Genomic DNA, 14,465 nt, shown 5'->3' with positions numbered 1-14,465 from the left:
GGACAAGTCGCGCGGTGTCCGGGCATGTCTGCGCGGACAGGCGGCAAGTCACGGGCGCGGCTCGGCCCGACTTGCTAAGGTTGACCCCTTTCCACCGAAGGGACCGCCCATGCATTTGCGTCCGGCTGCCTTGCTCGCCCCGCTCGCCCCGCTCGCCCTGCTGACCGCGCTGGCCTCGCCGCCGTTGGCCGCGGCCGAGCTGACTATCCCGCCGATCGCCTACTACCAGCGCACCCTGCCGAACGGCTTGCAGGTCTTGAGCGTGGAGGATCATGCCAGCCCGAACGTGGCGGTGCAGGTGTGGTACCACGTCGGCTCGAAGGACGACCCGCAGGGGCGCTCCGGCTTTGCGCATCTGTTCGAGCACCTGATGTTCAAGAGCACGAAGCACATGCACGCCGAGCAGTTCGACCGGCTGACTGAGGACGTCGGCGGCGCCAACAACGCCTCCACCGGCGACGACGTCACCAACTATTTCGAGGTGGTGCCGAGCAACCATCTGCAGACCCTGCTGTGGGCCGAGGCCGAGCGGCTGTCCAACCTAAACGTGGACGAGGCGAACTTCAAGTCCGAGCGTGCGGTGGTGGAGGAGGAGTACCGCCAGAGCGTGCTGGCCAATCCGTACGGCAAGCTGTTCAACGCGATCGACCCGCACTCGTACACGGTGCATCCGTACAAGCGCCCGACCATCGGCAGCATCGAGGACCTGGAAGCGGCCACGCTGCCGGACGTGATCGCGTTCCACCAAACCTTCTACCGGCCGGACAACGCCACCTTGATCGTCGCCGGCGATTTCGATCCGAAGCAGCTCGATGCCTGGGTCGACCAGTATTTCGGCTGGATCCCGAAACCGGCCACGCCGATCCCGCAGGTCACCGCGCAGGAGCCCAAGCGCAAGAAGAACCTGCGCTACACCGTCACCAGCGAGACCGCGCCGCTGCCCGCGGTGGCGATCACCTGGCTGCTGCCGCCGGCGTCCGACACGGCCGACAGCATTCCGCTGCAGGTCGCCGCCGCACTGCTGTCGCAGGGCGATTCCTCGCGGCTGTACCAGTCGCTGGTCTATCGCCACCAGGTCGCCCAGCAGGCCGGCGCCGATGCCGACGGCCGGGTCGGGCCGGGCCTGTTCACCGCCTACGCGATCCTCGCCAGCGGCCACCCGCCGGCCGAGGCGGAGAAGCTGCTGCACGAGGAGATCATCTGGCTGGCGACCCAGCCGATTCCCGCCGCCGAGCTGGACAAGGTGAAGACCCAGTTGCTGACCGGCGAGCTGAAGCAGCGGCAGACCGCGCAGGGCCTGGCCTTCGCGCTGGGCCAGGCGGCGCTGATCGACGGCAAGCCGGAACACGTCAATACCGACCTGGCCGCGTTGCAGAAAGTCACCGAACAGGACGTGCACCGCGTGCTGCAGAAGTACGTGACCGGCGCGCGCAGCGTCACCATCGACTACCTGCCGCAGGCTACCAAGGGAGTAGCGAAATGAGCCGCCGGATGCATGCCTGCCGTTTGGCCTTCTTTACGGCCATCCTTATCGCTACCTTCAGCGCCGCGGCGGCCGACTTTCCGGCCAAGCCGCCCGCACCGGGCCCTGCGCCGCAGCTGACCGTGCCGACGCCGACGACGCAAACCCTGGCGAACGGCTTGCAGGTGGTCAGCGTGCGTCGCGCCGGCCTGCCGTTGGTCACCGCGCAGCTGGTGCTGCGCAGCGGCGGCGAGATGGACCCGCCGTCGCTGGCCGGCCTGGCCGACCTCACCGCGAGCCTGCTGACCAAGGGCGCGGCCGGCAAGACTGCGCCGCAGATCGCCGCCGCCGCCGAGGCGCTGGGCGGTTCGCTGGATGCCGATGCCGGCTGGGACGAAAGCGCGGTCGGCATCACCGTGACTACGCCGAAGTTGCCGCAGGCGTTGGGCCTGCTGGCCGAGGTGGTGCGCCAGCCGGACTTCAGCGCGGCCGAGTTGAAGCGGGCGCAGGCGCAGGCGATCGACGACCTGCGCCTGATGCTGAGCCGGCCCACCGCGCTGGCCTCGCTGGCGGCCAGCCGCGGCGTGTTCGGCGACGGCGCCTACGGTCATTCGCGCGGCGGCACGCCGGCGTCGATCGCGCGGATCGGCCGCGCCGATGTGCAGCGGCTGCACGCGGCGCTGTACCGGCCGGACAACGCGATCCTGATCCTCGCTGGCGACATCACCCCGGCGCAGGCGCAGCAGCTGGCGCAGGCCAGCTTCGGCGATTGGCCGAAGCCGGCCACACCGCTGCCGGCGCGACCGACGGGCAAGGCCGCCAGTCGCGTGCCGGCGATCCTGCTGATCGACCAGCGCGGCGCCGGCCAGGCCGGCGTGGTCGCGGCGCATGCGGCGCCGTCGCGTGGCGATGGCGGCTACTACGTGGGCACGGTTGCCAACGCGGTGCTCGGCGGCTCGTACTCGGCGCGCCTGAACGAGGAGATCCGCATCAAGCGCGGCCTGTCCTACGGCGCCAACAGCCGGCTGCAGCCGCTGCGCGATGCCGGCCTGTGGCTGGCTTCGGCGCAGACCAAGAACCCGTCCGCGGCGCAGGTGGTCGAGCTGATGCTGGGTGAGTTCAAGCGGCTGGGCAGCACGCGGGTTTCCGCCGATGAGCTGGCCGCGCGCAAGGCCACCCTGATCGGCGGCTACGGCCGCAGCCTGGAAACCACCACCGGGCTGGCCGAACAGGTCGGCGAGCTGGCGGTGTACGGCGTGCCGCTGGACGAGATCGGCCGGTACATCGCACAGGTGCAGGCGGTGACGCCGAAGCAGATCGAGAAGTACGCGGACAAGCACCTGGATGCCGGCGCCAGCACGGTGGTGGTGGTCGGCGACGCCGCGCAGTTCGCCGCGGACATTCGCAAGGCGCATCCGCAGGCCGGGTTGCTGGAATCGACGGCGTTGGATTTGGACAGCCCGACCCTGCAACCGGCGGCCGCCGCGACGCGGTAACCGCGTCGCCTCGTCGCGATCAAAAAACCCGGCACGCGTGCCGGGTTTTTTGTTGGCGGTGGAAACGCTGTGTTTCGAACTCTGCCCGAATGGGTTCACCAGGGCTCGACACGTTTTATTAGACTATTGGGTACATAAATACATCATTCCCCATCCCCACGGGTCTCACCATGCGTTTCCTCAACCGGCTTCCCATCCTTGGCCTCACCATCGCGCTGGCCGCATCGACTTTCCCCGCCGCTGCCGCCACCCGCGTGGAGATCCAGGGCGGGCGCAGTTACATGGACGGCCAGGGCACCAACGCCGCCTTCGTCGAAGCCGTGTTCGACGAACACCGCATCGGCACGACCCGTTTCAGCTGGTCGCCGGATGTCTCGCTGGGCTGGGTCGGCGGCCGCGACGTGCCGCGTTATCGCGGCGCCCGCTACGGCACCAGCGACGATGCCTGGCTGCTGGCCGGCGGTGCGCGCATCCACTATGGCGATGCCGGCGACTGGTATCGGCCGTTGTTCTTCAGCTTCCAGCCGGCCTTGAACACCGGGCGCACGCAGGCACTGAGCAGCGCCTACGAATTCATCAGCACGCTGGGCTGGCAGGGGCGGCACGTCAGCTTCCAGATCCGCCACGTCTCCAACGGCCGCCTGCACAAGCCCAATCGCGGTGAAACCATGGCCCTGCTCGGCGTGGGTTTCGACCTGTAACCCGTCTCAGTGCCCGCCGGCGACGGGGCGGGCCTTCGGGGTGAACGGCGGCTTGGCCAGCCAGATCACGGCAACCAGGCCGATGAAGACCCAGCCCAGCACATGGAACACTTCGTTGAACGAGATCTGGTAACCCTGCTGGGTGATCATCCCGTTGATGATGCTGCCGCCCAGCTGCGGATCGCCCCGGCCGAAGTGCTGCATTGCCTCCTGCGACACCGGGCTGTAGGGGTTGATGTGCTCGGCCAACTGCTCGTGGTGGGTCACCGCGCGACGGGTCCACATCAGGGTGGTGAGCGAGGCCGAGAAGCTGCCGCCCAGCGTGCGCATGAAGGTGGCCAGGCCCGAGCCGGCGGCGATCTCGTGCTGTTGCAGGTCCGACAGCAGGATCGTCAGCGTGGGCATGAAGAACAGCGCCACGCCGAGCCCCTGCCACAGCTGCACCATGGCGACGTGGTTGAAGTCGACATCCAGGTAGAAGTTCGAGCGCATGAAGCAGGTGCCGCCCATGACCAGGAACGACAGCGCCGCCAGCAGGCGCAGGTCCGTGCGCATGGCGTACTTGCCCACGAAGAACGTCAGCAGCACGGGGATCACCCCGAGCGGCGCGGTGGCGTAGCCGGCCCAGGTCGAGGTGTAGCCCAGGTTCTGCTGCAGCCATAGCGGCACCAGCAGCGCGATCGCGAAGAACGCGGCGTAGCCCAGCACCATCGCCAGCGTGCCGATGGTGAAGTTGCGATGGCGGAACAGCTTCAGGTCGACGATCGGATCCTTGTCGGTCAGCTCCCAGATCAGGAAGACCGCGATGCCGATCGCCGAGACGATGCTGGTGGCGATGATGAAAGTGGAGTTGAACCAGTCCTCGTCGTTGCCCTTGTCCAGCACGATCTGCAGCGCGCCCACGCCGATGATCAGGCTGATCAGGCCGACGTAGTCGATCTTCGGCCGCTCGGTTTTCTCGACCTTTTCGCGCAGCTGGTTCGCCACCACCATGCTGGCGAAAATGCCGATCGGCACGTTGATGAAGAAGATCCACGGCCACGAGTAGTTGTCGGTGATCCAGCCGCCGAGGATCGGTCCGGCGATCGGCGCCACCACCGTCACCATCGCCAGCAGCGCCAGCGCCATGCCGCGTTTGGCCGGCGGGTAGATGCCGATCAAGAGGCTCTGCGTGATCGGGTACATCGGCCCGGCCACCGCGCCCTGCAGCGCGCGGAACAGGATCAGCATGCCCATGCTTTGCGAAATGCCGCACAGGAACGAGGTCAGCGCGAACAGCAGCGTGCAGGCTGTGAACAGCTTCACCTCGCCGAAGCGGCGACTGAGGAAGCCAGTCAGCGGCAGCGCGATCGCCATGCTTACCGCGAACGAGGTGATCACCCAGGTGCTCTGGTTGTTGCTGACGCCGAGGTTGCCGGCGATGGTCGGCAGCGACACATTCGCGATCGTGGTGTCCAGCACCTGCATGAACGTGGCCAGCGACAGACCGATCGTGCTCAGTGCCAGGTTGGGTGGGCGGAAATGGGTGGTCATCGGTGTCGGTCAGTGATGGGGTTCTGCCGTGCTCCTCCCCCTGCGCAGCAGGGGGAGGTTGGGAGGGGGTGAAGCTCTTGATCTTCAAGATCAAGAGCGACCCCTCCCCAGCCCTCCCCTGCAAGCAGGGGAGGGAGTTATTGCGCTGTTACTTGCCGCCGGCCATGTTGGCGTGGACGATCCGGGTGATCGCCGCGTCGGCCTTGGCCAGTTGCTGCTTGTACACGTCGGTGCTGAAAGCCGGCTGGGTCGGCGACTGCTGCGCCAGGGTCGGGCCGCTCTGGTCGTGCAGGCTGACGTCCACGGCCAGCGACATGCCCAGCCGCAACGGATGCTTGTCCAGTTGGGTCGGATCGTCGAACACGATGCGCACCGGAATGCGCTGCACGATCTTGATCCAGTTGCCGGTGGCGTTTTGCGCCGGCAGCAGCGAGAACGCGCTGCCGGTGCCGACGCCCAGGCTCTGCACCTTGCCCTTGTATTCCACCGCGCCGCCATACACGTCGGACTCGATCGTCACCGGCTGGCCGATGCGCATGTGGGTGAGCTGGGTCTCCTTGAAGTTCGCATCCACCCACACGCCGTGCAGCGGCACCACAGCCATCAGCGCGGCGCCGGGCTGCACGCGCTGGCCGACCTGCACCGAGCGTTTGGCCACATAGCCGTCCACCGGCGCGACCAGGGTGGCGCGCGCGTCGTTGAGGAAGGCGGCGCGCAGGCGGGCCGAGGCGGCCTGCACGTCCGGATGCGAGGCGACCACGGTGTCGTCGACCAGCACCTTGCTGGTCTGGTATTGCTGCTGCGCCGCGATCAACGCGCTCTCGGCGCTGGTCAGCGCGTCGCTGGCGTGCGCCAGCTCCTCGGTCGAGATCGCGCCGGACTTCGCCAACGCCACGCGCCGGTGGTAGTCGGCGCGCGCCTTGTCCACCGCGGTCTTGCGCGCGGCCACGTCGGCCTGCGCGCCGTTCACGCTGGAGTACAGGCCGCGCACCTTGCGCACGGTGTTGGCGAGGTTCGCCTTCGCCTCGGCCAGCGCCACGTCGGCGTCGCTCGGGTCGAGCTGCACCAGCACGTCGCCGGCGTGCACCAGGTCGCCGTCGTCGGCGCCGATGCTGACCACGGTGCCGGGCACCTGCGGGGTGATCTGCACCACGTTGCCGTTGACGTAGGCGTCGTCGGTACCTTCATACCAGCGGCCGTCGAGGAAGTACCACAGCGCCCAGCCGATCACGGCGAGCAGCGCCACGATGCCGAGCAGGCGCAGCAGCAGGCCGCGCGGGTTCTTCTTCGGTGCTGCCGTGTTCGGTGCCGTCGTGTGCGGCGCGGCCGTGTTCGGCAATGGAGCGACCGGCGTGCTTGCGGCCGCGGTTGGGTTCTGGCTGGACATGGGGCTGCCTCAGGAACGGGATGGGGTGGGAGACGGGGTGTCGGCCTGCGGCTGGAAACCACCGCCGAGGGCCTGGATCAGCTGCACCGAAAGATCGACCTGCTGCGCCTCGAGCGCGGCGGTGCCGCGCTCGGCGGCGAGCAACTGCTGGCGCACGCTGAGCGCTTCCAGGTAGCTGCCGATGCCGGCCTTGTAGCGTTGCTCGGCCAGGTCCCAGGCCTGTGCTGCCGCATCCTGCGCGCGCTGTTGCGCGTCGATCTGCTGCTGCAGCGACTGCAGCGCGGACAAATCGTCGGCGACCTGGTTGAGTGCGCCGACCAGGGTCTGGTTGTACTGCGCCACGGCGAGGTCGTATTGCGCATCCTTGCCGGACAGGTTGGCGCGCAACTTGCCGCCGTCGAAGATCGGCAGGCTCAGCGACGGCCCGAACTGGTAGAACCGCCCCGGCAGGCTGAACGGGTTGCCGCCGCCCATGCTGATCACGCCGGCCATTGCGCCGATGCTGATGTTCGGCAGGAATTCGGCCTTCGCCGCCGTGATGTCCTTGCCGGCGGCCTCGACGCGCCAGCGCGCGGCGACCAGGTCGGCGCGATGGCCGACCAGGTCCAGCGGCAGGTTGGACGGCACCGCCAGCTCGGCCGGTTTCAGTAGCTGCGGCCGGGCGATCTGCAGCCCGCGATCCGGACCCTTGCCCAGCAGTACCGCCAGCGACGAGCGCGCGGCATCGACCGCGCGGCTGGCCAGCGCCGCCTGCTGCTCGGCGCTGGCCACTTCCGCATCGCCCTGCTTCAACGCGATCTGGTTGTCGATGCCGGCGGCGACGCGCTGGCGGGTCAGTTCGCGCGACTGGTTCGCGCGCTTCAGCTCACCGGCGGCCAGATCCTGCTGGGTGAACGCGTAGCCAAGCTGCGCATAGGCGCGGGCGATATTGCCGGAAAGTTCGATGCGTGCGGCGCGGGCATCGACCTCGGCGGCGCGCGCCTGGCCGACCGCCGCTTCCCACGCGGCGCGCTTGCCGCCCCACAGATCCAGATCCCACTTGAAGCTGGCGTAGCCGTACTTGGCCATCGCGAAACGCGCCTTGTCGCCGAGCAGCGCGGCCGGCGGCCGGGCACCGGCGACTGCGGCACCGCCATTCACGCTGGGCCCGCGCGCGGCATCGGCGATGCCCGCCTCGGCCTGCGCCGCACGGGCGCGCGCATCGGCGACGCCGAGGCCGGGGTTGTCCTGCAGCGCCTCGGCGATCAGCGCGTCGAGCTGCGGGTCGCCCAGCCCGCTCCACCAGTCGGTGGATGGCCATGCTGCCGCGGACAGGTGGGCGAGGCTGTGTTCGGCCTTCAGCGTGGTCGGATCGATCGGCGTGCCGTTCGGGTGCAGGCCGCCGCTGCTGGCACAACCGGCCAACGCGAGGGTCAGGGCGGCGGCAGCCGCAAGAAGATGCAGACGCATGGAAAGGTCCAGGGTGGAAGGGTCAGTTCTTGTCGCGAAGCGCGTGCAGCACGCGTTCCAGGTAGTCGTGCAGTTGCGCCTGTTCGGCCTCGTCCAGCGAGCGCTGGGCCGCCTTCAGCACGCGTTCGTTGCAGTCGGTCAGCTGCTGCCACAGCGCGTTGCCGGCGTCGGTCAGCTCGATCCGCAGCGCGCGGCGATCCTGCTCGTGCGGACAGCGCCGCAGGTAGCCCTTGCGTTCGAGCTGGTCGAGCTGGCGGGTCATCGCGCCGCCGTCCAGTTCGACCGAACGGGCCAGCTCGCTGGCCGACATCGGGCCGAGTCGGGCGAGCCGCTTGAGGATCAGGAACTGGGTGAAGCGCAGGTCCACGTTCTGCGCCGCCAGCTCCGCTTCCATCGCGCGCACGATCTCCGCCCGCACCAGGCCGAGCAGGACGCCAAGGCTTTCTTTCGGGGTGGAAAAGGCAAGCGATTCGGTATTCATGGCCGCGCATTCTATTGCCTCAAGTATATTTGTCAAGGCAAATATGTGCTGGCATGCATTTGCTTCAGCAAGCTGTCAGGCAGCGCGCATCTGCCGGGCCTGCAGCTCGTCGCGCACCAGCGCGCGCAACGCCGGGTCGCGGAGGGTGAACAGTTCGAACACGCCCAGCGCCTGCAGGGTCGGCAGTTGCGCCAGCAGGCGAGGTTCGGCTTCGCGGCGCACCGCTTCCGGGGTGGCCGGGTCCAGCATCAACTGGGCGTGCACCACGAAATCGGTGAGCGCATCGGCATGCGTGGCGTGCACAGGGGTGGGGACGGGGAGTAGCGACATCTCGGTCTCCTGCACGGATTGACACTAGGACGCCTGTGCGCGGCCCGCTGTGACAGGCTGTGTGGCACGGGCTGCGGCGACTGGGCAGACGCGCCGCTGGGCGCAATCACGTCGACCGCGCCACCGGCATGATGCGGCGGCCGGTCGCGCAGGGGCGATAATCTCCACCTTCGTACCCATCAGGAAGCGTGACCATGCATCCCTACCTCGGCGCCTTGTGCGGCGGTGTGCTGATCGGCCTCGCGGCGGTGCTGCTGATGGCGGCACTCGGTCGCATCGCCGGCGTCAGCGGCATCGCCAGCGGCCTGATCGTGGGCGGCGCGGGCGGCCGCGCGTGGCGGCTGGCGTTTGTGCTCGGTCTGCTGGCCGGGCCGCTGCTGTTGTGGTGGCTGCGCGGCGACAGCGGCATCGGCGCACCGCAGGTGGGGCTGCCGTGGATGGCGTTGGCCGGTTTGCTGGTCGGCATCGGCACGCGGCTCGGTGGTGGCTGCACCAGCGGTCATGGCGTCTGCGGCATCGCGCGGCTGTCGCCGCGCTCGCTGCTGGCGACCGCCGTCTTCATGGTGTTCGGCATCGCCACCGTGTTCGTGTTGCGGCACCTGCTGGGAGTAGGCCCATGAAAGCGTGGATCGCGTTCGCCTCCGGGCTGCTGTTCGGTCTCGGCCTCAGCCTCGGCGGCATGACCCAGCCGGCCGTGGTGCTCGGCTTCCTGGACATCTTCGGCGCGTGGGATCCGCGCCTGGTCTTCGTGATGGCCGGTGCCGTGCTGACCACCGCGATCGGCTACCGGCGGGTGCTGCGGCGATCGCGCCCGCTGCTGGCCGAACGGTTCCAGTGGCCCACGTCGCGCCGCATCGACACCCGCCTGGTGGGCGGCGCCGCCCTGTTCGGCATCGGCTGGGGTATCGCCGGCTACTGTCCCGGCCCGGCGCTGGCCTCGCTCGGTGCCGGCGCGCCCGCGCTGCTGGTCCTGGTGGCCTGCATGATCGCGGGCTGGTGGCTGGCCGCGCGCCTGCTGCCTCCCACCGGAGGACACTGATGATGAAGCGGCCCGAGGTGCAGGCGTTCTTCGACGAAGCCAGTCATACCTTCAGTTACGTGGCGTGGGATCCGGCCACGGCCAGGGCGGTGGTGTTCGACAGCGTGCTCGACTATGACGCCGCGTCCGGGCGCACCGCTCATGCCTCGGTCGATGCGCTGATCGCGTTCGTGCGGGCGCAGGGGCTTGGCGTGGACTGGGTGATCGACACCCACGTGCACGCCGATCACCTGTCGGCGGCGCCGTACGTGCAGGCGCAACTGGGCGGCCGGCTGGGCATCGGCGAACACATCCGCGACGTGCAGGACACGTTCGGCCGGCTGTTCAACGCCGGCCCCGGCTTCAGGCGCGACGGCAGCCAGTTCGACCACCTGTTCAAGGACGGCGAGCGCTACATGATCGGCGACATCGAAGCCGTGGCGATGCACACGCCCGGCCACACGCCGGCGTGCATGAGCCACCGGGTCGGCGACGCGGTCTTCGTCGGCGATACCTTGTTCATGCCCGACTACGGCACCGCGCGCTGCGATTTCCCCGGCGGCGACGCGCGCACGCTGTACCGCTCGATCCAGCGTATTTTTACCTTGCCGCAGGAAACCCGGGTGTTCCTCTGCCACGACTACAAGCCCGCCGGCCGCGACGTGTTTGCCCACGAGACCACGGTGGGCGCCGAGCGCCGCGACAACATCCACGTGCACGACGGCATCGGCGAAGACGAGTTCGTGCGCATGCGCAGCGCACGCGACGCCAGCCTGGCGGTGCCGGCGCTGCTGCTGCCGGCGGTGCAGGTGAACATGCGCGCGGGCCAGTTGCCGCCGGCCGAGGACAACGGCGTGCGTTACCTGAAGATTCCGCTGGACGCGTTTTGAGCGGGCGTCGATGTGGCGGCCCGACGATCTGCCGCCGGCGGAGTGACAGGTGATCTACGTCCTGCTCAGTGTGGTGTGCAGCGTGCTGGTGTCTGTGCTGCTGAAGCTGGCGCGGCGCGCCGAGATCGACGTGGGTCAGGCGATCGCCTGGAACTACGTGGTGACCAGCGCGCTCACCGCGTTGCTGCTGCAGCCCACGCCGGCGAGCCTGCGCGAACCCGGCGTGCCGTGGCTGGCGCTGGCCGCGCTGGGCATCCTGCTGCCGACGATCTTCCTGGCGCTGGCCGCGTCGGTGCGGCATGCCGGCATCGTGCGCAGCGATGCGGCGCAGCGGTTGTCGCTGTTGCTGTCGCTGCTGGCGGCGTTCGTGCTGTTCGGCGAGCAGCTCACCGGATTCAAGACGCTCGGCATCGCGCTGGGCCTGCTTGCCCTGCTGTGCATGGTCTGGCGCAGTGGGCAGGGCACGGCGGAGCACGGCGTCGGCGGCTGGCTGTATCCGCTCGCGGTGTTCGGCGGTTTCGGCGTGATCGACATCCTGTTCAAGCGCGTGGCGCTGGCCGGCGTACCGCTGGGCGCGTCGCTGCAGGCGATGTTCGCGCTGGCGCTGCTGGTGGCGTTCGCGCTGCAGCTGTGGCGGCGCGCGCAAGGGCAAACCCGCTTCACCGCGCGCAGCGCGCTGGCCGGCGCGCTGCTGGGGCTGGCCAACTTCGGCAACATCCTGTTCTACCTGCGCGGCCACCGCGCGCTGCCGCAGCACCCGGCGCTGGTGTTCGCCAGCATGAACCTGGGCGTGGTGGCGCTGGGCGCGCTGGTCGGCCTGCTGGTCTTTCGCGAGCGGTTGAGCCGGCTCAACCTCGCCGGCGTGGTGCTGGCGCTGCTGGCGATCGGGGCGATCGCGCGCGGCTGATCGTCCGACGGCAGTGACTTCCGGGCTATGAAATCCCGTCGCCGTGGCGCCTATGCTGCGGCTTCCCGGGGCGAAGCCGCCTCCGTCATCGAGGATCGCCCATGCGCAAGCTTCTCTTCACCGCGGCGCTTGCCGCGCTGCTGCTCAGCTCCGCCGCGATTGCCGGACCGGACAAGAAGGACGACAAGGCCAAGCCGGAGAAGCCCGACGCCACGCTGGTCGAGCCGCAAGCGTCGAGCAGCGAGGGCTCGGTCTCGGTCGAGGGCCATCGCGTCGACTACAAGGCGGTGGCTGGCACGCTGGTGCTGCACGGCAGCGGCGACAAGGAGGACGAGCCGCAGGTCAGCATGTTCTACGTCGCCTATTTCAAGAAGGGTGTGGGCGCGACGAAACGGCCGGTCACCTTCATCTACAACGGCGGCCCCGGCTCGGCCACGGTGTGGTTGCACATGGGCGCGTTCGGGCCCAGGCGCGTGGTCACCAGCGATGACGGCCACACGCCGGCGGCGCCGTACGGACTGGTCAACAACGATTACAGCCTGCTCGATGCCTCCGACCTGGTGTTCATCGACGCGCCCGGCGCCGGCTTCAGCCGGCTGATCGCGGACGACGCAGACAAGGACAAGCGCGACGAGCAAATGAAGGAACGCAAGAAGGCGATCTACGGCGTCGACGGCGACGGCCACGCCTTCGCGCAGTTCATCACCCAGTTTTTGTCGAAGTACGACCGCTGGAATTCGCCGAAGTACCTGTTCGGCGAAAGCTACGGCACCACCCGCTCGGCGGTACTGGCGAACATCCTGGAGAACGAGGACAGCGTCGATCTCAACGGGGTGATCCTGCTTTCGCAGATCCTCAGTTTCGACACCAGCATCGACGGGCCGGAGTTCAATCCCGGCATCGACCTGCCGTACGAGCTGGCGCTGCCGACCTTCGCCGCCACCGCGTTCTACCACCACAAACTGCCGCAGCAGCCGGCCGAACTGGAGCCGTTCCTGCGCGAGGTGGAGCAGTACGCGATGGGCGACTACACGCAGGCGTTGATGGCCGGCTCGCGCCTTGACGATGCGCGCAAGCAGGCGGTGGCGCAGAAGCTGCACGAGTACACCGGCCTGCCGGTGGCCTACCTGCTGAAAGCGAACCTGCGCGTGACCGGCGGCATGTTCGAACACGAGTTGCAGACCGACGGCGAGATCACCACCGGCCGGCTGGACAGCCGCTTCTCCGGCCCGGCGATCGATCCGCTGAGCAAGGACTCCGAATACGATCCGCAATCCTCGGCGATCAGTTCGGCTTACGTGGCCGCCTTCAACGACTACGTGCGGCGCGACCTGAAGTTCGGCCAGGGCCGGCAGTACCGGCTGTTCGCCGACGTCGACCACTGGGACTTCTCGCACAAGGCGCCCGGCGTGCACGGCGAGGCGCTGCAGTCGTCGACCAACGTGATGCCGGACCTGGCCACGGCGATGAAGACCAACCCCAACCTCAAGGTCTATCTCAACGGCGGTTATTACGACCTGGCCACGCCGTACTTCGCCGCCGACTACGAGATGCACCACTTGCCGATCCCGGCCAGCCTGGAGCACAACATCAGCTACGCGTGGTATCCGTCCGGGCACATGGTGTACGCGCACGAGGCGTCGCTGAAGCAGCTGCACGACAACGTGGCCCGCTTCATCGGGCAGACCGACAACGTCAAGTAGCCGGCTTGCGCCGGCCGCCGGTGCCGCGCCCGGACGGCGCGGTGTGCCGCGGCGCGGTGGAGCCGCGCACCACCAGCTCCGGGCTGAAGCCTTCGTTGGCGTGGTTCACCGGCTCGCCGTTGGCTGCGCGCTGCAGGTCGCCGATCAGCCGCTGCGCGGCGTGCCGCGCGATCTCCTCGGTGGCCTGGCGTGCGGTGGTCAGCGCGGGCCAGGACTGCTTGGAAAACGGGCTGTCCTCGAAGCCGGCGATCGACAGTTCGTACGGCACGTTGATGCCGTCCGAATGCGCCGCGGCGAGCACGCCGGCGGCGATCTCGTCGTTGGAGCCGAAGATCGCGCTGGGGCGGTCCTTCAGCGCCAGCAGCTTGCGCGCGCCGCGGAAGCCATCGTCGAAGGTGTAGTCGCCGGGCACGATCAGCTTGCGGTCGAGCGCGATGCCGTAATCCTTCAGCGCATCCTCGTAGCCCTGGTAGCGTTCCTGGCTGGAGCGGTGCCCGCTGCCACCCCACAGGAAACCGATGCGCTGGTGGCCGAGCTGGATCAGGTGCTCGGTGATCGCGTAGGCGGCGTCGCGGTCGTCGACGTAGACGCAGGGCGAGCCGTCGGCGGGATCCTGGCGCGCCGAGATGATCCGGATGAACGGCACCTTCGCCGCGCTCAGCGCGTGGATCAGCGCCGGCTGCTCGGACATCGGCGGCGCCAGCACCAGCCCGGCCAGGCGCGAGCGGTGCACCAGTTCGCGCAGTTCCTCGGCCAGCTTCGGCGAGGACGAGTCGCACGGGTGGATCTGCAGGCCGAAGCCGTTGCTGCGGCACGCCGCCAGCACGCCGCGCTGCAGGTTGATGATGTAGTGCGCGTTCGGGTTGTCGTAGACCAGGCCGATCGCGTAGGCACGCGTGCTGCGCAGGCTGCGCGCGGACGGGTCGGGCTGGTAGCCGAGCGCGTCGATCTCGCGCTGCACCTTCTCGCGCGTGCGGGCGTGCACAGAGGGCTCGTTGTTGATCACGCGCGAGACGGTCTTCAGCGAGACGCCGGCCCGTTCCGCGACATCCTTGATGGTGGCGCTGCGCACCCGCTGAACCTCGTGTATCGAAAGGGTTGGTCCGCC

General features: G+C 68.7%; 14 protein-coding genes. 8 read left to right on the top strand and 6 right to left on the bottom strand.

Annotation, left to right across the window (positions count from 1 at the left end; translation table 11 throughout):
• Positions 1–109: 109 nt before the first annotated feature.
• The 3 genes from ASG75_RS10220 to ASG75_RS10210 all read left to right on the top strand — a co-directional run bounded on the left by ASG75_RS10220 (position 110) and on the right by ASG75_RS10210 (position 3,659).
• Positions 110–1,483 carry a pitrilysin family protein gene (locus ASG75_RS10220; RefSeq protein WP_056388561.1) on the top strand — a complete coding sequence of 458 codons (1,374 nt, stop codon included), beginning with the start codon at positions 110–112 and terminating at the stop codon, positions 1,481–1,483.
• Positions 1,480–2,958 (top strand): pitrilysin family protein, encoded by a 1,479-nt coding sequence (locus tag ASG75_RS10215; RefSeq protein WP_056388559.1) that lies wholly within the window; start codon positions 1,480–1,482, stop codon positions 2,956–2,958. The genes ASG75_RS10220 and ASG75_RS10215 overlap by 4 nt, the downstream gene beginning before the upstream one ends.
• A gap of 170 nt (positions 2,959–3,128) precedes the next feature.
• On the top strand, positions 3,129–3,659 hold the full coding sequence (locus ASG75_RS10210) for an acyloxyacyl hydrolase (protein ID WP_056388557.1): 531 nt from the start codon (positions 3,129–3,131) through the stop codon (positions 3,657–3,659).
• Positions 3,660–3,665: 6 nt separating this feature from the next.
• On the opposite strand, the gene ASG75_RS10205 is transcribed toward ASG75_RS10210, so the two are convergent.
• The 5 genes from ASG75_RS10205 to ASG75_RS10185 form a co-directional block, all read right to left on the bottom strand.
• A complete protein-coding gene (locus ASG75_RS10205; RefSeq protein WP_056388554.1) occupies positions 3,666–5,192 on the bottom strand; it encodes a DHA2 family efflux MFS transporter permease subunit in 1,527 nt (508 codons plus the stop codon).
• 148 nt (positions 5,193–5,340) lie between these two features.
• A complete protein-coding gene (locus ASG75_RS10200; protein ID WP_235580186.1) occupies positions 5,341–6,579 on the bottom strand; it encodes an HlyD family efflux transporter periplasmic adaptor subunit in 1,239 nt (412 codons plus the stop codon).
• A 9-nt stretch (positions 6,580–6,588) separates the two neighbouring features.
• Positions 6,589–8,028: an efflux transporter outer membrane subunit gene (locus ASG75_RS10195; RefSeq protein ID WP_056388552.1), complete on the bottom strand. Its 1,440-nt coding sequence runs from the start codon at positions 8,026–8,028 to the stop codon at positions 6,589–6,591.
• Positions 8,029–8,050: 22 nt separating this feature from the next.
• Positions 8,051–8,509: a MarR family transcriptional regulator gene (locus tag ASG75_RS10190; RefSeq protein ID WP_056388549.1), complete on the bottom strand. Its 459-nt coding sequence runs from the start codon at positions 8,507–8,509 to the stop codon at positions 8,051–8,053.
• A gap of 75 nt (positions 8,510–8,584) precedes the next feature.
• Positions 8,585–8,839, bottom strand: a complete 255-nt coding sequence (locus ASG75_RS10185) for a hypothetical protein (protein WP_056388546.1) — start codon at positions 8,837–8,839, stop codon at positions 8,585–8,587.
• Between the two features lie 194 nt (positions 8,840–9,033).
• Between ASG75_RS10185 and ASG75_RS10180 the strand changes: the two genes are divergently transcribed.
• The 5 genes from ASG75_RS10180 to ASG75_RS10160 all read left to right on the top strand — a co-directional run bounded on the left by ASG75_RS10180 (position 9,034) and on the right by ASG75_RS10160 (position 13,357).
• Entirely contained in the window at positions 9,034–9,459 is a 426-nt protein-coding gene (locus tag ASG75_RS10180) for a YeeE/YedE thiosulfate transporter family protein (RefSeq protein WP_056388543.1), read from the top strand.
• Positions 9,456–9,878: a DUF6691 family protein gene (locus ASG75_RS10175; protein WP_056388542.1), complete on the top strand. Its 423-nt coding sequence runs from the start codon at positions 9,456–9,458 to the stop codon at positions 9,876–9,878. Before ASG75_RS10180 ends, ASG75_RS10175 begins: the two co-directional genes overlap by 4 nt.
• 2 nt (positions 9,879–9,880) lie before the next feature.
• Positions 9,881–10,747, top strand: a complete 867-nt coding sequence (locus ASG75_RS10170) for an MBL fold metallo-hydrolase (RefSeq protein WP_056388536.1) — start codon at positions 9,881–9,883, stop codon at positions 10,745–10,747.
• A 49-nt stretch (positions 10,748–10,796) separates the two neighbouring features.
• Complete coding sequence (locus ASG75_RS10165; RefSeq protein ID WP_056388532.1) at positions 10,797–11,654, top strand: EamA family transporter; 858 nt, start codon at positions 10,797–10,799, stop codon at positions 11,652–11,654.
• A gap of 101 nt (positions 11,655–11,755) precedes the next feature.
• Positions 11,756–13,357 carry a peptidase S10 gene (locus tag ASG75_RS10160; RefSeq protein ID WP_056388530.1) on the top strand — a complete coding sequence of 534 codons (1,602 nt, stop codon included), beginning with the start codon at positions 11,756–11,758 and terminating at the stop codon, positions 13,355–13,357.
• Here the strand turns inward: ASG75_RS10160 and ASG75_RS10155 are convergent.
• The gene (locus ASG75_RS10155; protein ID WP_056388527.1) at positions 13,350–14,429 is read right to left on the bottom strand and encodes a LacI family DNA-binding transcriptional regulator; all 1,080 of its coding nucleotides are present in this window, start codon (positions 14,427–14,429) and stop codon (positions 13,350–13,352) included. The two genes, ASG75_RS10160 and ASG75_RS10155, sit on opposite strands and share 8 nt — an antisense overlap.
• Between the last annotated feature and the right edge of the window lie 36 nt (positions 14,430–14,465).

Source organism: Rhodanobacter sp. Soil772 (assembly GCF_001428385.1).
Classification (GTDB): domain Bacteria; phylum Pseudomonadota; class Gammaproteobacteria; order Xanthomonadales; family Rhodanobacteraceae; genus Rhodanobacter.
Note: the sequence above shows the minus strand (reverse complement) of the source record. Positions and strands in the feature narration are given on the sequence as shown.